General features: G+C 56.7%; 13 protein-coding genes. 7 read left to right on the plus strand and 6 right to left on the minus strand.

Going from position 1 to position 15,016, the window contains the following annotated elements; all coding sequences use genetic code 11:
- Nucleotides 1-72: 72 nt before the first annotated feature.
- Complete coding sequence (pckA, locus tag ABTW00_RS01825; RefSeq protein ID WP_065356449.1) at nt 73-1,689, minus strand: phosphoenolpyruvate carboxykinase (ATP); 1,617 nt, start codon at nt 1,687-1,689, stop codon at nt 73-75.
- A 369-nt stretch (nt 1,690-2,058) separates the two neighbouring features.
- Between pckA and ABTW00_RS01830 the strand changes: the two genes are divergently transcribed.
- Nucleotides 2,059-3,777 carry a DUF4153 domain-containing protein gene (locus ABTW00_RS01830; RefSeq protein ID WP_433638467.1) on the plus strand — a complete coding sequence of 573 codons (1,719 nt, stop codon included), beginning with the start codon at nt 2,059-2,061 and terminating at the stop codon, nt 3,775-3,777.
- 124 nt (nt 3,778-3,901) lie between these two features.
- Here the strand turns inward: ABTW00_RS01830 and hslO are convergent, their stop codons facing one another.
- The 4 genes from hslO to ABTW00_RS01850 all read right to left on the minus strand — a co-directional run bounded on the left by hslO (nt 3,902) and on the right by ABTW00_RS01850 (nt 8,099).
- A complete protein-coding gene (hslO, locus tag ABTW00_RS01835; RefSeq protein ID WP_065356451.1) occupies nt 3,902-4,780 on the minus strand; it encodes an Hsp33 family molecular chaperone HslO in 879 nt (292 codons plus the stop codon).
- Nucleotides 4,781-4,803: 23 nt separating this feature from the next.
- Nucleotides 4,804-5,205 carry a ribosome-associated heat shock protein Hsp15 gene (hslR, locus tag ABTW00_RS01840; protein WP_064541489.1) on the minus strand — a complete coding sequence of 134 codons (402 nt, stop codon included), beginning with the start codon at nt 5,203-5,205 and terminating at the stop codon, nt 4,804-4,806.
- A 2-nt stretch (nt 5,206-5,207) separates the two neighbouring features.
- Nucleotides 5,208-5,885 carry a GMP/IMP nucleotidase gene (yrfG, locus tag ABTW00_RS01845; RefSeq protein WP_064541492.1) on the minus strand — a complete coding sequence of 226 codons (678 nt, stop codon included), beginning with the start codon at nt 5,883-5,885 and terminating at the stop codon, nt 5,208-5,210.
- 66 nt (nt 5,886-5,951) lie between these two features.
- Nucleotides 5,952-8,099 (minus strand): intracellular growth attenuator family protein, encoded by a 2,148-nt coding sequence (locus ABTW00_RS01850; RefSeq protein ID WP_433638471.1) that lies wholly within the window; start codon nt 8,097-8,099, stop codon nt 5,952-5,954.
- Nucleotides 8,100-8,404: 305 nt separating this feature from the next.
- Here ABTW00_RS01850 and nudE point away from each other — a divergent pair, with 305 nt between their 5' ends.
- A complete protein-coding gene (gene nudE / locus ABTW00_RS01855) occupies nt 8,405-8,968 on the plus strand; it encodes an ADP compounds hydrolase NudE (protein ID WP_064541497.1) in 564 nt (187 codons plus the stop codon).
- Nucleotides 8,969-9,029: 61 nt separating this feature from the next.
- On the opposite strand, the gene mrcA is transcribed toward nudE, so the two are convergent.
- The gene (gene mrcA, locus ABTW00_RS01860; RefSeq protein ID WP_433638473.1) at nt 9,030-11,582 is read right to left on the minus strand and encodes a peptidoglycan glycosyltransferase/peptidoglycan DD-transpeptidase MrcA; all 2,553 of its coding nucleotides are present in this window, start codon (nt 11,580-11,582) and stop codon (nt 9,030-9,032) included.
- A gap of 119 nt (nt 11,583-11,701) precedes the next feature.
- On the opposite strand from mrcA, the gene ABTW00_RS01865 reads away from it, so the two are divergent.
- From ABTW00_RS01865 to hofQ, 5 genes are read left to right on the plus strand one after another with little or no spacing between them, the layout of a single operon-like run.
- The gene (locus ABTW00_RS01865; RefSeq protein ID WP_433638475.1) at nt 11,702-12,463 is read left to right on the plus strand and encodes a pilus assembly protein; all 762 of its coding nucleotides are present in this window, start codon (nt 11,702-11,704) and stop codon (nt 12,461-12,463) included.
- Nucleotides 12,463-12,999, plus strand: a complete 537-nt coding sequence (locus ABTW00_RS01870; protein WP_433638477.1) for a PilN domain-containing protein — start codon at nt 12,463-12,465, stop codon at nt 12,997-12,999. Before ABTW00_RS01865 ends, ABTW00_RS01870 begins: the two co-directional genes overlap by 1 nt.
- The gene (locus tag ABTW00_RS01875; protein ID WP_433638479.1) at nt 12,986-13,450 is read left to right on the plus strand and encodes a hypothetical protein; all 465 of its coding nucleotides are present in this window, start codon (nt 12,986-12,988) and stop codon (nt 13,448-13,450) included. Before ABTW00_RS01870 ends, ABTW00_RS01875 begins: the two co-directional genes overlap by 14 nt.
- A complete protein-coding gene (locus ABTW00_RS01880) occupies nt 13,440-13,838 on the plus strand; it encodes a HofP DNA utilization family protein (protein WP_271446765.1) in 399 nt (132 codons plus the stop codon). The genes ABTW00_RS01875 and ABTW00_RS01880 overlap by 11 nt, the downstream gene beginning before the upstream one ends.
- The gene (gene hofQ, locus ABTW00_RS01885) at nt 13,759-14,988 is read left to right on the plus strand and encodes a DNA uptake porin HofQ (protein WP_433638483.1); all 1,230 of its coding nucleotides are present in this window, start codon (nt 13,759-13,761) and stop codon (nt 14,986-14,988) included. Before ABTW00_RS01880 ends, hofQ begins: the two co-directional genes overlap by 80 nt.
- Nucleotides 14,989-15,016 lie beyond the last annotated feature (28 nt).

Genomic DNA, 15,016 nt, shown 5'->3' on the forward strand with positions numbered 1-15,016 from the left:
AGCGCCATCAGGCACGGTGCGGTTCGTTGCCGGATGGAGGCGTAACGCCTTATCCGGCCTAGACACGCTGAGTTACAGCTGCGGACCTGCGCTCACCAGCGCGGCGCCGGCAGGCGTATCGGTGTACTTCTCAAAGTTCTCTTTAAACAGCTTCGCCAGCGTTTCGGCCTTCTCCTGCCACTGCTCCGGCGAACCGTAGGTATTACGCGGATCGAGGATGTGGGTGTCGACGCCCGGCAGCGCGGTTGGGATCTGCAGGTTAAACATCGGCAGGGTGAAGGTTTCAGCGTTGTCCAGCGAACCGTCGAGGATGGCATCAATGATGGCGCGCGTATTCTGGATGGAAATACGTTTGCCGGTGCCGTTCCAGCCGGTGTTCACCAGGTAGGCCTGAGCGCCCGCCGCCTGCATGCGTTTTACCAGCACTTCCGCATACTGCGTTGGGTGCAGCGACAGGAACGCCGCGCCGAAACAGGCGGAGAAGGTTGGCGTCGGCTCAGTAACGCCGCGCTCGGTACCCGCCAGTTTCGCGGTGAAACCAGACAGGAAGTGATACTGCGTCTGGTCGGCGGTGAGGCGAGAAACCGGCGGCAGCACGCCGAACGCATCGGCAGTCAGGAAAATAACCTTGGTTGCGTGGCCCGCTTTTGACACCGGCTTGACGATATTGTCGATGTGATAAATCGGGTAGGAAACGCGGGTGTTCTCGGTTTTGGAACCGTCATCGAAGTCGATGCTGCCGTCTTCACGCACCACCACGTTTTCCAACAGCGCATCACGGCGAATGGCGTGGTAGATATCCGGCTCAGCCGCTTCCGACAGCTTAATGGTTTTGGCGTAGCAGCCGCCTTCAAAGTTAAACACGCCGTCGTCATCCCAGCCGTGTTCGTCATCGCCAATCAGACGACGTTTCGGGTCGGTAGACAGGGTGGTTTTACCGGTGCCGGAGAGGCCGAAGAATACGGCGACATCTCCTTTCTCGCCCACGTTCGCGGAGCAGTGCATGGAGGCAATGCCCTGCAGCGGCAGCAGGTAGTTCATGATGGAGAACATCCCCTTTTTCATTTCGCCGCCGTACCAGGTCCCGCCAATCAGCTGAATACGCTCCGTCAGGTTAAACGCGACAAAGTTTTCCGAGTTGAGGCCTTGTTCTTTCCACTGCGGGTTGGTGCACTTCGCGCCGTTCATGACGATAAAGTCTGGTTTAAACGTTTTCAGTTCTTCATCGGTCGGGCGAATAAACATGTTTTTGACGAAGTGCGCCTGCCAGGCCACCTCGGTGATAAAACGGACGGACAGACGCGTGTCTTCGTTAGCGCCGCAGAAGGCGTCAATGATGAACAGGCGTTTGCCGGACAGCTGTTCTGACACCAGGCCTTTCAGATGTTGCCAGATTTCAGGTGACAGAGGCTTATTGTCATTTTTCCCGTTACCCTTATCAGACCACCACACCGTATCGCGGGTCGTATCATCGCGAACAATGTATTTGTCCTTTGGAGAACGGCCGGTAAAGATACCGGTATCGACAGAAATTGCTCCCAGGTTCGTCAGTACACCACGCTCATAACCTTCCAGGTTAGGATCGAGTTCTTCTTGATACAATGTATCGTAATCGGGGTTGTAGACGATATCCTGTACGTCGTTAATACCATAAGCCTTGAGGTCCTGCGGGGTTATACCGTTGCGCATTTCACTGCTCCTTAGCCAATATGTACTACCATAAATTCTATGGGTATTTTAGGGGTGTTGACCGCGACCAGGCTCATAGATTTACGTATCCCGACAAACGTCTTACTTACGAAAACATTGTGACTCCTGTCACGAAGCGACAGGGATTATGACAGGAAATACCGCGTATTTGGCGCGAATGTTCTTAAATGGTTACAAAATGGTTTAATTGACGGCATAAATGTGAATGTAATCGCATTTATGAAAGAAAATTACGTAATGCTTTCAGAACAAAAATCGATTCACCTCGCCTGTCGGCAGGCGGTATTTCGCTTCTGTTTCGTTCAATGAGATACTGTATTTACCCTATCCTGAAGCAGGGACACTGAAATGGATACTGTGACACCGCTTTCCTCACCAACCCGCTGGGGGATGGTGCTCACCGGCGTCGTACAAGGATTGCTGTGCTACTTGCTGGTGACAGAACTTATTCCACACCACAGTTGGTGGATATTTTATGGATTGCCCGGCAGCCTGGCATTATCTTCTGTGCTGCTGTTTAGCGTCATCTCGTTTCGCCAACGCGCGCTGTGGGGCTGGCTGGCGCTCATTCTGGCGGTTGTCCTTGGCATGAGCGGATGGCTGAAAAGCAACCTTAGCGGTGATGATGCATGGCGGCAGTATGATGCCCTGTTCCGCTACGGCTGGTGTCTACTGTTGATGGCGCTGATGATTTTGCCGTGGATACAGTTTCAGCTGCATCCCCATCCGGGGAGTTATCGCTATGTGCATTTCTATGACCAACAGTGGCAGAACGCCCTGACGCTGCTGCTGATTGGTGTCGCTAATGGTCTGGTCTGGCTCATCTTCCTGCTGTGGAGCGGGTTGTTTGAACTGGCAAATATCACCTTCTTCTCCCAGCTGTTCTTTGAAACGGAATGGTTCATTTACCTCGTTATTGGCCTGGTGACGGCGCTGACGGTGATTCTGGCGCGGCAGAATGTGCGTCTGGTGACAGCCATTCATAAGCTGCTGACGCTGCTCGCCACCGGTCTGCTGCCGTTGGTTTCGCTGCTGGCTATTCTGTTCCTCGTCACGTTGGCGTTTACCGGGCTGGCGGTGATTTCTCAACGCGTGTCTGCCGCGCTGCTGCTGCTAACCTTAGCGCTGAGTCAGCTGTTGCTGACGGCGATGGTTTGGCAGCCGCAACAGCCGCAACTCGGCTATCCACGACCGCTGCGCTATCTCATCATGACGGCGATGATGCTTACACCGGTCTATGTGGCGATTGCCGGCTGGGCGTTGTGGGTGCGAATCGGGCAGTATGGCTGGACGTCGGAGCGTCTGCACGGCACGCTGGTGGTTGTGGTGCTGCTGGTCTGGTCACTGGGCTATGTGCTGAGTTTGCTGCGCCGCCGGGAAGATCCGTCGCTGCTGATGGGGCAGGTGCATTTGGCCGTATCACTGCTGTCGTTGGTCATACTGGGGCTGATCTATACCCCGGTTCTCGACAGTTGGCGCATTAGCGTGAATAGCCATATGTCGCGCTATCATGAGGGCAAAATTAACGCCGATCAGGTCAGCCTATATATGCTTTCACACAGCGGTAAACCGGGGCGTGAAGCGCTGCTGACGCTGCAAAAAGATCCGGAATTTACCCAGGATGCCAGGCGACAGAGGCAACTGACGCGGCTGCTCAATGGCGATCTCAACCCAACGGAAAAACTGACGCCGCCGATGCTGGCGAAAAACGTCGTCGTGGCCGCTGGCAGCCAGTCGCCGGACGCCGCGCTGTGGGCGGCAATTATTGAACGGCGCTATCTGGTGGAATCCTGCAGCGACGTCGATAGCTGCGTGCTGGTCAGTCAGGATCTTAACGGTGACGGTCAGCGGGAGCAGGTGCTGTATGCTTTTGGCGATCGCACCGTGCTGGTGTTTGGCCTGGGGGCAAAAGGCTGGGAGTTTAAGGCGAGCGCAACGCTACCTGCGGGAGTGAATAAAGAGAAGCTGCTGCGGGCGGTGGAAGAGGGCAAAGTGGGCGCGAAGCCGAAGCTCTGGCAGGATATGACGCTGGGGGATGAAACGGTGGTGCTGGAGTATCGGCGCTAAACCTCCGCGTTATGTTATTTCAGGTGGAATAGGCCGAACAGGGCATTTACGCCGCCATCCGGCACTCAGCATGATTGTGCCTGATGGCGCTATGCTTATCAGGTCTACGTCCCGGACGGCAGAATTAATGCACCTGCGGATCCGCCGGAGAAGCGTTATTACGAATCTCGGAGATATCCATCGCGTTAAACACGTAGTGGCTACCGCAGTAGTCGCAGTGCATATCGATCTCGCCTTCTTCTTCCAGAATGCTGTTGATCTCTTCATCCGGCAGCGTTTTCAGCGCGCCAGCGCAGCGTTCGCGAGAACAGGTGCACTTGAACTCTACGCTCTGCGGGTCGTACAGCGTGACCTCTTCTTCGTGGTACAAGCGCCACAGCACATCGTTGGCCGGCAGCGTGAACAGCTCTTCGGCTTTAATCGTGTCGGTCAGCGCCGCCAGATGGTCGAAGTCGTCCGGCTGGGCATTCTGCGCGGGCATCACCTGCAGTAACATCCCACCCGCGGCCGGTTTACCCTCAGACTCACCGGTACGGATAATAAGACGGGTAGGCAGCTGTTCGGAACGCTGGAAGTAATCTTCGAGGCATGCCGCCAGCGTATCGCCTTCCAGACCGACTACGCCCTGATAACGTTCACCCTCGGCTGGGGTAATGGTAATGACCAGATAGCCGTTGCCGATCAGTGTTTTCAGATCGGCATCTTCTGGAATCTCACCCTGCACACGGGCCACGCCGCGCAGCTGCTGGTGGTTGTTACCGTTGATCACCGCCAGCGTCATCGGGCCATCGCCCTGCAGCTGAACGGTGATATCACCTTCAAACTTCAGCGTCGCGGTCAGCAGGCTGGTGGCAACCAGCAGCTCCGACAGCACGTTTTTCACCGGCTGCGGGTAGTTGTGGCCTGCCAGAATCTGTTCGAGCGTTTCGGATACGGTGACCAGTTCGCCACGTACGGCATAGTTTTCAAACAGATAGCGATGTAATTGATCGTGTTGAGTCATAATTTTCTCTCTTGGGGTGGCAGTTATTCACTGTCGCCGTATTTAAATCTCATCAGGTCGCGCCGCTCTTTTTTATCCGGCCGTCTGTCCGGATGCGGCATGGTCAGCGCATTCAGCTTGCGCGCCAGGGCAACTTTTTCGCGCTTTTCGATACTTTCTGCCGTCTCTTCATATAGCGCGACGGCCTCCGTCGCCGGGCGGCGCTGCTCGGTAATGGCTTTCACCACCACGGTGCGTTCGTCATTTCCCTGACGTAGCGTCAATTGTGCGTTCAGTTCGACAACTTTACTGGGCTTGGAACGCTGCCCGTTATAGTGAACTTTACCGCCTTCAATCATCTCGCGTGCCAGGGCGCGGGTCTTATAAAAACGCGCGGCCCAGAGCCACTTATCCAGCCTGACGCCGTCAGTGGGCTTCTCTTTCATGGTCACTCCTTCACGTGCAGTGAGGGGATCAGACGACGGTAATCGTTAAGTGCGGGATGACGTAGATACGCTTTTTCCGCCATGCCCGAATCGGGGTTAGTGACGCCGAGGCAATAGCGAATCCCAAAGCGTGCGGCGGCATCCAGAATCGCTTCGCTATCGTCGATGAACAGCGTACGTTCGGCTTCCAGTCCCGTCTTTTCCGCCACGGCCTGCCATAACCGCTGATCCTCTTTCGGATAACCAAATGTATGGGTGGAAAGTAATAAATCAAGGTGTGCGTCGAGACCCGTGTGTTCCAGCTTCACCGCAAGGTTGTGCGGATGCGCGTTGGTCAGCAGGATACGGCGTTTGCCGCTGGCCTTCAGCGCATCCAGGAAGGGGACGGTATCATCGCGCAGCACCGCGCGCGGCCCCTGCTCGCTGGTCATCGAGCAGATATCCAGACCCAGCCGCTCGCTCCAGTAGTCCAGACAGTACCAGTTTAGCGTATGTTGCACCGCGTGGTATTCCTGGCGGATGGCTTCCCGAGCCGCCTGCAGGCTGATGCCATGCTTTGTGCTGTAGGTTTCCGGCACCAGTTTTTGCCAGAAATAACTGTCGAAGGCGAGGTCGAGGAGCGTGCCGTCCATGTCCAGAAGTACGGTATCAACCTCTTGCCAGGCGATGTCGAAATGCATGCTGAGTCTCCAGACGGAAGAAATGCGCGACAGAGTAACATAACTCCGTCGCGACTTGTGAGGCGGCTAGTGGGTCGGGAAATCGGACTTAAAGTCATCCGGTGATGAAAGCAGAACCGGGTTGATGCAGCTTTCATAGTATTTCTGAATTTCGGCCAGACGTTCCCGATGGCGATGATAGCGGCGCAGCGCCTGAATGCCGTTGTAAATTGTGCAGATAATCATCACCAGCATCAGCAGCGTGGTGGCCAGATAGTGCCACAGCCCGCTGCTGTCCGGCATACGGTGCAGGTTGATATGCTGGGTACCGTTGGCGTCGGTATAGAGATTCGTCACGATGCCTTCGGCGTGGAACGGGGTGTGCATCAGCATACCCGCCAGACGCTGGAACTCGTTCCACTGCTCGCGGGCTGGATAGTCATACAGGCTGGTGGTTGGGTACGGCTGGGTCACAAAGTCGCTACCTTCATCGCTGGTAATGAGGAAGCCACCCGGTGCCGGGCTATTGAGCGCCTGCGCCGCGCGCGCGGTTTCGCGCAGGATAAACGGCGCGGTGGAGGTCTCTACCAGATTATCCAGCGATTCGGCGCTGACCGGGCGCAGCAGGACGTTAACGCCGTCGAGCTTGCCGGAGTTGGCGCGCTTAACGAGCGCATCCCAGTCGCGGGTGTTGCCAAGGTTGACCAGAGCATTCTTCAGCCGCACGCAGTCGTCGGCGGCTGAACACAGATCTTTCGTTTTCAGCACAATATCGGCAAAGTCATCCAGCAGGACCATCCCGGATTTCTGAATGGCAGAGCGCAGCGCTGCGCTGACATGAGAGTCATCGTCCGCAGAAGGATGCAGCTGACGATTGACCGCTTGCACCAACGCCGTGGCTTTGCTGACGGTTTCGGATTCTGGCAGCGGCAGACGCGGCGCGTCGTTCCAGATAATCTGTGAACAGTCAAACGGCAGGAACGGCGAGCTTTCCTGCGCCGTCCAGGTGCCCGGTGAGTGAATATTACACATCCCGATGCCGCTCAGATGCAGCGTGTCGCCTACGCGTACGCCGGCCTGCGCTAACTGGCGAACGTCTTTGGCTTCTACGGTTTGGGCGCCTTTCAGCCATGAAATCGTAAACTTAAACGGCATATTCAGCGGCACGCTCACCCACATCATGACCACCACCAGCAACGCGCCGCCGGCAATGACTGCGCTGCGCAACCAGTGCTGAAGCGGGAAGTTTTTGACTTCATCATGCAGCGAGAGGAAACGCCCTTGACGGACCACGTGCCGGTCAAGGTAGATATCAATATCCGTTTTCTGCCCCAGATCCTGTGCGACAAAAGGCTGCCAGTGACGCGGATAGATGAGGTCGATAATGCCGAGCGAGATGTTGTTGATCTGTTCCTGATCGTTTTCACCAAACAGGCCCCAACGCTTAGGGGTGCCGCGCAGGCAGTGGATCTCGCGCAGAGAGGACTTGGTGGGGGGAGCAAAGAGTCCCCATAGCCCGCCAGCGAGCAGCAGCAGCGCTCCGCCCAGCACCCACGGGGTAAATACCGCAGGAGCAATCAGGCTGCAATAAAATAGCAAAAAAGCCGAGGCAATCAGCAGCGCCTCGCGCAGCCCGTCGGGGCGGCTGAGCGCGTGTTCTTCATGGGTTTCCTGGCGAATGTTGAGCAGTTCAATTTGTTCGCTTTCTTCGCCGCGAATGGAGGCTTGCGTCGAGGTGGTCGACTCCAGCGCGAAATTCTGGCTCTCTTGCGAGTAAGATTTGAGTGAATGGCCGTTGAGCCCGATGACCAGCGGCATATCGTCGGTGACGATAAGCTCAATGCTGTTTTCATCGTTAATATGCTGTTCCCAGAACGGCGGCAGGTGCACTTCCACGGAGTCGAGGAAATAGCGCCATTTATTCGGATCGTCGGTCGTAATGCCATAGCGCGTGATGGAGCGGGTCAGCGTGAACACGGTGCCGCTTTGCGCGTTGAGGGTTAGCGCCGTTGGCGCGATCGTCGAGCCGGACGCCGGAACCTGCAAATCGCGGTTCAGATCGCCCAGATAGTTTTCAACGCCCTGGCGCTCTTCGTCGGTCAGTTTTCGCGTGGTTGCGCCAGGAAAAAGGTGCAGCCACGGTAATTGAAGGCGTTTTGTCCTTTTACGAAAGAGCCAACCGACCAGCACGGCGCAGATCAGTATCGCTACGGTAAAGATCATCAATGTGCCCATGCTTTTCCCATCATACTTTTTCTTAGAGGTCTCTTGAGTCGCCCGCTTTTCTTATTAACCATCGGCACGTATTACAGAGGTACTATAAAGAGTTTATAGACTCTCGCAAAACGTAAGCATAACAAACCCATCCTCTGACGAGTATCAGTAAATTCTCAATTGCAATTCAAGCTCTTGACATTTATCTGAAAATGAGAGATAGGCAGGTAAAGGTTACGATGATGTAAATAAAACGCTTTATACATTGCCGGAACCTCATCGCTATCGCACAATGATAAAAGTCACCACTGCAAAGATCCGGCCCAATGAGCAAATCATTACAGAAACCTACCATCCTTCATGTTGAAACCGTGGCGCAATCACGCCTGTTTAATGTGGAAAGCGTTGACCTGGAATTCAGCAACGGCGTTCGTCGCGTTTATGAACGTATGAAACCGTCCTCACGTGAAGCGGTAATGATTGTGCCGATTGTCGACGACCACATTATTCTGATTCGTGAATATGCCGTCGGCACCGAATCCTATGAGCTGGGCTTTTCCAAAGGGCTCATTGACCCGGGCGAAACGGTGATGCAGGCGGCAAACCGCGAGCTGAAAGAAGAGGTGGGTTTTGGCGCGCATGAACTGACGTTCCTGAAAAAGCTGAGCATGGCACCGTCCTACTTCTCCAGCAAAATGAACATCGTGGTGGCGGAAAATTTGTACCCGGAATCGCTGCCGGGCGATGAGCCGGAGCCGCTGCCGCAGGTGCGCTGGCCGCTGGCTAACCTGATGGATTTGCTCGACGATCCAGACTTTAACGAGGCGCGTAACGTCAGCGCGCTGTTCCTGTTGCGCGAATGGCTAAAAGCCCAGGGCCGATTGTCATAAAAAAGGCGCCGCTGGCGCCTTTTTTATTCGTCTGATGGGCGGCGGAATGCCCGCTACGGCATCAAAACAGCTCGTGGGTTTCCCCGTTATCAATCACTTCCGTCCCCACCTCGTGAACCGCCTGTTGCGTCGGCTGCGTTCCGTCAATGAAGTACTCCTGGCGGCTGCTGCCTCCGTTGGCGAGCTGCCCGGTACTGCGGTCAATGTTGACCGTCACCACGCCCGGCGGCGGCGTCAGCGGCTGCTCTGGTACGCCAGCCAGCACCTGCTTCATAAACGCATCCCAGGCTGGCTGCGCGCTTTTTGCGCCGCCTTCGTAACCGGAAATCTGATCTTTGATCGCGCCAGAGGCGGTTGTGCGTCCCAGATCGCGACGGTGGTCGTCAAAACCAATCCATACTGAGGTCACCACATCCGGCCCGTAGCCGGAGAACCAGGCATCCTTCGAGCTGTTGGTGGTCCCGGTCTTACCGCCGATATCGCGGCGACCCAGATCGCGGCCTGCGCGCCAGCCGGTACCCTGCCAGCCCGGTTCGCCGAAGATGTTGGTATTCAGCGCGCTCTTAATCAGAAACGCCAGCGGGGTGTTGATCACATGCGGCGCGTATTCCTGACCGCCGCTCTGGGCCACCAACTGCTGGTTTGCCTGCTCCAGTTCCGGCATTGGAACGGTGGAGTTTTGCGGGGTCTGCGAGATAGCGACATCTTCTACGTCCTGATTCTCCAGCACGTTCGACTTCGGCGTATCACCGTAAATTACCGGCAGATTGCACTCGGCACAGGCAATTTTCGGCTTCGCTTCAAACAGCACGCCGCCCTGGTCGTTTTCAATTTTGCTGATGTAATAAGGGTCAACCAGGAAGCCGCCGTTCGCCATTACCGCGTAGCCACGCGCCACCTGCAGCGGCGTGAATGAGGCAGAACCTAACGCCAGCGATTCGGTATGCACAATATTTTCCGCCGGGAAGCCAAAGCGCTGCAGATATTCCGCCGCATAATCCACGCCCATCGCCCGCATCGCGCGTACCATCACCACGTTCTTCGACTGCCCCAGCCCCTGACGCAGGCGAATAGGGCCGGCGTACTGCGCCGGGGAGTTTTTCGGCTGCCAGTCGGAACCGGCACCGGCATCCCAGCGTGAGATTGGCACGTCGTTGAGCATACTGGCCAGCGTTAGGCCTTTATCCATCGCGGCGGTGTAAAGGAAGGGCTTGATATTGGAACCGACCTGACGCAGCGCCTGAGTCGCACGGTTGAACTTGCTTTGGTTGAAGTCGAAACCCCCGACCAGCGCGATGATGGCGCCATTTTTCGGGTTAAGCGACACCAGCGCGGAATTGACGTCCGGTACCTGTGCCAGCCACCAGCTGTCACCGTTCTGACGTACCCAAATCTGCTGACCGGCCTGTACGACGTCCGTCACCTTACGCGGGGTTGGGCCCTGTGCGGTATCGGAGCGATAAGGACGCGCCCAGCGCATACCTTCCATGCTTAACGACACCGAGGTGCCGTCGGCCAGTTCCACGGTTGCTTCCTGCGGATTGGCGGCTGTCACCACGGCGGGCAGCAGCGGGCCGTAAGACGGCAGCGGCCGCAGCGAGGCCCGAATTTTTTGACTGTCCCAGGGGGCTTCACCCGCTTTCCACAGCACGTTGGCCGGGCCGCGATAGCCATGGCGCATATCGTAATCCATCACGTTATTACGCAGCGCCTGCTGGGCCGCCTGCTGATTTTTACGCGTGATGGTGGTGTAAACGCGATAGCCGTCTTCGTAGGCCTGTTCGCCGTACTTTTTCACCATATCCTGACGCACCATCTCGGTGAGGTACGGCGCGGAGAAGGCGATTTCTGGCGCGTGATAGTTGGCGTCAATGGCTTCGCTGCGCGCCTGGTTGTACTGGGCCTGGGTGATATACCCCTCGCTCAACATACGCGACAGCACAACGTTGCGACGTGCGGTGGCACGGTCCAGCGAGTATAGCGGGTTGAAGGTCGACGGCGCTTTCGGCAGACCGGCAATAACCGCCATTTCGCTGAGGCTCAGTTGGTCGACAGGTTTACCGAAGTAAACCTGCGCTGCCGCTCCCACGCCGTAAGCGCGGTAGCCGAGGTAGATCTTGTTCAGATACAGCTCAAGAATTTCATCTTTGCTCAGCAACTGCTCGATGCGAATGGCCAGGAATGCTTCCTTAATTTTACGCATCAGCGTCTTTTCAGGGCTGAGGAAGAAATTACGCGCTAGCTGCTGGGTGATGGTACTGGCCCCCTGAGAGGCGTGACCGTTCACCAACGCGACGCTGGCCGCACGGAAGATACCAATGGGATCAATCCCGTGGTGCTCATAGAAGCGGCTATCTTCGGTGGCAATGAACGCCTTTACCATCTGTGGCGGAATCTGGTTGAGAGTCATCGGAATACGGCGTTTCTCACCGTACTGTGCGATGAGCTCGCCATCTGCGCTATAGACCTGCATGGGCACCTGCAGGCGCACGTCTCTGAGCGTAGCGACGTCTGGCAGCTGCGGCTCAATATATTTGTAGAGGCCATAAATCGAGCCTGCTCCCAGCAGAATGCAACAGACTGCAAGGATGAATAAATACTTTACGAACTTCACCGGAGATTTCCCATTGAGTGTCATTTGGGCAGTTTATAAACAAACGCGCGGTAGTATAAAGGCAAGCCTGATTCATTGATATAGCCGTCACCCGGCGGTGACGTAAGGATAATCGTGAAATGGCTTTCAACTGTTGGCAAATGGGTCTCCATATTAAGCAAGATAATATCTTTATCGTTGCCCTCCAGCGCGCCCGCCTGGGCTGGTCGCTGCGCCGCTGGTGGCTACTGCCGCTTGCTTCCCCCGATGACGATGCTCTGCTCGCCGCCCTTACGCCGTGGCGCCGTGAACTCCCCTGGCAGCATGCGGTAAGCATCGCGTTTCCTGCCAATAGAACGTTACAAAAAAACCTTCCTCGTGCCGCGATCGCATTGCGAGAAAATGAGCAAAACCAATGGATTGCCAGCGCGATGTCGCAGCAACTGGAGATGCCTGCGGAGGCGCTGTGTTTTGATTACCACCTGGCAGAGCCACAAGGCGACTGGAATGTTACCGCCGCGCAGCAGCGTGACGTCGCACGGCTACAGCATTTGTCACGCCGTCTGCGCCTTCAGGTGGTCGCGATTACGCCGGATGCCTGTGCGCTGCGGGCTTTTATGCCGCAGCTAGCAGAAGCGGATACCGTGCTGCTGTGGCGCGACGACGCACAGTGGCTCTGGGCCAGCCGGGAGCGATGGGGTAGCTGTGCGCTGCATGAGGTCGCCATGCTGGGGGAACGGCTGGGCATTACCTCGCCGCGGCTGGTGTGCTGCACGGCAGAGGAAACGCCATACCCTTATTTCGACCCCTGGAGTGCCATAACGCAAAAGCAGCCGCCGCTGCCGGTCTGTGGCGATGCCTTTGCGGTAGCGATTGGGCTGGCGATGGGAACGGTGATGTGATGATCCAGACCGTAAACTTTCTGCCATGGCGGCGGATCCGTTTTTATCAGCACCTTCGCCGCTGGGGCACGGGCATAGCGGCATGTTGGCTGTGTGGAGCCGTTGTGGTGCTGTCCTGCTGGCTGAACGGAAAAGCGGTACAGGCGGTGAATGACATGCATATTGCTGCAGAGCGGCAGATAGCCCAGCGGTTGATACTACGTGAACGTGAGCAGGCGGAACGGGAAAAGCAGAAGGTGCGGAATGCACAAAAACAGGCTCGCCGACAGGAAACACGCGCGTGGTCCGCCCGTCTCATGACGTTGGCAGAGGGCTTGCCTGCTCAGGCGTGGCTGAATGCGCTGGATTACCGTGACCATACGCTGTCGCTCTCGGCAACGCTGACGCGTTTTCCTGCGCTGACGGAGCTTGAACATCGCCTGGAGACCGTGCCCGGTTTTCAGCCCGCGAAGCCGGGAAAAATTCAGCGTGATAGCGCCGGACGTTGGCTGGTGCGCTTTCAGCTTAATGAGGAGAGAGCGCATGCGACTCCCTGATGGCTGGCGAGCGGTCTCAAGGCTGAACGCGCTGCGTCTCACCGGACTAATGGCGCTGCTGGCGGGCTGCGGGCTGTGCTTTTACATGATGAAGCAGGTCAACCTGACGTTCGAGAAAGGAAATGAAGCCCGCCAGCGGCAGCATGCGCAGTACGTGGCAGGGTGGCAGCGGCTGATGCCTCTGCGTGTCCTGCCTGAAGGGGCGGAGTCGACTGTGCCCCCTGTCGTCGCATTCTCTCCGGCTGCGTTTCAGCAGGCTGGGGCCAAACTGGTGAGCTGGCAACCTTCCGACAAGGGTGGTGAGCTGGTGCTCGATACGCCGTGGCTGCAGGTTGTTAGCACCTTTTCGTTGCTGGCGGAGCGCGATATGCAGGTGGCTGCGTTTGCGCTAACTGGAGAAAACGGCACGCTGCGTTTCACCATGCGACTGGTGCATGACGATGAACCTTAAGCGCTTACCCAGCATTCTCCTCGTGGTTCCGCTGCTTTGCGGTCTGCGCGATCCCTTTGCGCCAGTCGATGATCCCTGCCACAGCGCGCAGCTCAATCTCTGGCGCTATCGTGGAGCGATTGCCATGGATGGGCGGACGATTGGCCTCGTTCAGCGCGATGACGAGGTATGGCAACGTCTGGAAAACGACACCGTACTGAACACCGGGTGGCGCGTAACGACCCTCACGCCGGATGAGCTGACGGTGGATGTTGGCACGGGCTGCGAGCCGCAGCGCTGGCAATGGAAAAGAGAAGGAACGACCCATAATGAAAAGGATAAGTCTGCTGATACTGCTGCTTCTGCCGCTGCTAAGTCCGGCGAAAAACGTCACGCTGGTGGTGGATGACGTGCCGGTGGCACAGGTGCTGCAAAGCCTGGCCGACCTTGAGCAGAAAAATCTGGTGATTGCCCCCGACGTACAGGGCTCGCTCTCGCTTCAGCTGCGCAATCTGCCGTGGAAGCAGGCGCTACAGACGGTGATCACCAGCAGTGAGCTGGTGCTGAATCAGGAAGGAGGCGTGCTCTATGTCTATTCGCAGCGCTGGCGTGAAGAGAAGCAGGCCCGAGCGCTGGCGGAACAAACGCGGCGTCAGCAGAGGCTGCCGCTGAGCCACAGTAGCATCGTGCTGCACTATGCCGATGCCGGTGAGCTGGCAAAGTCAGGAGGCAAACTACTGAGTGCGCGTGGGACGTTGACCGTCGACAAACGGACTAACCGCCTGATTGTCCGTGACGATAGCGAACATCTGCCGGCGTTCAGCGCCTGGGCGAAGGAGATGGATATTCCCGTCGGTCAGGTTGAGCTGGCTGCGCATATTGTCACAATTAATGAAACCAGCCTGCGTGAGCTGGGGGTGAAGTGGAGCCTTGCGGATGCGGACGGTGTGGTTGGTGCAGGAAAAATCACTACGTTGAGCAGCGATCTCTCGGTAGCCGACGCCACCACTCGCGCCGGGTTCAACATTGGTCGCATCAATGGTCGGCTGCTTGAGCTGGAGCTTTCCGCCCTGGAGCAGAAACAGAAGGTGGATATTATCGCCAGCCCGCGCCTGCTGGCCTCGCACCTCCAGCCCGCCAGCATCAAACAGGGGAGTGAAATTCCTTATCAGGTCTCGAGTGGGGAAAGCGGCGCAACGTCGGTTGAATTTAAAGAGGCCGTGCTGGGCATGGAAGTGACGCCAACGGTGTTACAGAACGGTCGCGTGCGGCTGAAGCTGCACATCAGCGAAAACATGCCGGGCCAGGTGCTGCAACAGGCGGATGGCGAAGTGTTAGCGATCGATAAGCAAGAGATTGAAACTCAGGTGGAAGTGAAGAGCGGTGAAACGCTGGCGTTAGGCGGTATTTTTTCCCAAAAGAATAAAAACGCCAGCGACAGCGTGCCTTTTCTTGGGGGTATTCCGTTGCTGGGCCATCTTTTTCGCCGAGATGGTAAGGATAATGAACGACGTGAACTGGTGGTGTTTATCACGCCACGTATTATTTCTGCGCAATAGCAGAGAAGAATCAGGCGAATTTCAGTGG

It is taken from the genome of Kluyvera georgiana, from assembly GCF_050990895.1.
GTDB classification, from domain to species: domain Bacteria; phylum Pseudomonadota; class Gammaproteobacteria; order Enterobacterales; family Enterobacteriaceae; genus Kluyvera; species Kluyvera georgiana.

What these genes read in the sequence shown, in the direction of transcription:
- ABTW00_RS01880 (WP_271446765.1), top strand. Translation starts at nt 13,440, where the DNA reads ATGAACCTTAAGCGCTTACCCAGCATTCTCCTCGTGGTTCCGCTGCTT.
- ABTW00_RS01875 (WP_433638479.1), top strand. Translation starts at nt 12,986, where the DNA reads ATGCGACTCCCTGATGGCTGGCGAGCGGTCTCAAGGCTGAACGCGCTG.
- ABTW00_RS01870 (WP_433638477.1), top strand. Translation starts at nt 12,463, where the DNA reads ATGATCCAGACCGTAAACTTTCTGCCATGGCGGCGGATCCGTTTTTAT.
- hofQ (WP_433638483.1), top strand. Translation starts at nt 13,759, where the DNA reads ATGAAAAGGATAAGTCTGCTGATACTGCTGCTTCTGCCGCTGCTAAGT.
- ABTW00_RS01865 (WP_433638475.1), top strand. Translation starts at nt 11,702, where the DNA reads ATGGCTTTCAACTGTTGGCAAATGGGTCTCCATATTAAGCAAGATAAT.
- hslR (WP_064541489.1), bottom strand. Translation starts at nt 5,205, where the DNA reads ATGAAAGAGAAGCCCACTGACGGCGTCAGGCTGGATAAGTGGCTCTGG.
- hslO (WP_065356451.1), bottom strand. Translation starts at nt 4,780, where the DNA reads ATGACTCAACACGATCAATTACATCGCTATCTGTTTGAAAACTATGCC.
- nudE (WP_064541497.1), top strand. Translation starts at nt 8,405, where the DNA reads ATGAGCAAATCATTACAGAAACCTACCATCCTTCATGTTGAAACCGTG.
- pckA (WP_065356449.1), bottom strand. Translation starts at nt 1,689, where the DNA reads ATGCGCAACGGTATAACCCCGCAGGACCTCAAGGCTTATGGTATTAAC.
- ABTW00_RS01850 (WP_433638471.1), bottom strand. Translation starts at nt 8,099, where the DNA reads ATGGGCACATTGATGATCTTTACCGTAGCGATACTGATCTGCGCCGTG.
- yrfG (WP_064541492.1), bottom strand. Translation starts at nt 5,885, where the DNA reads ATGCATTTCGACATCGCCTGGCAAGAGGTTGATACCGTACTTCTGGAC.
- ABTW00_RS01830 (WP_433638467.1), top strand. Translation starts at nt 2,059, where the DNA reads ATGGATACTGTGACACCGCTTTCCTCACCAACCCGCTGGGGGATGGTG.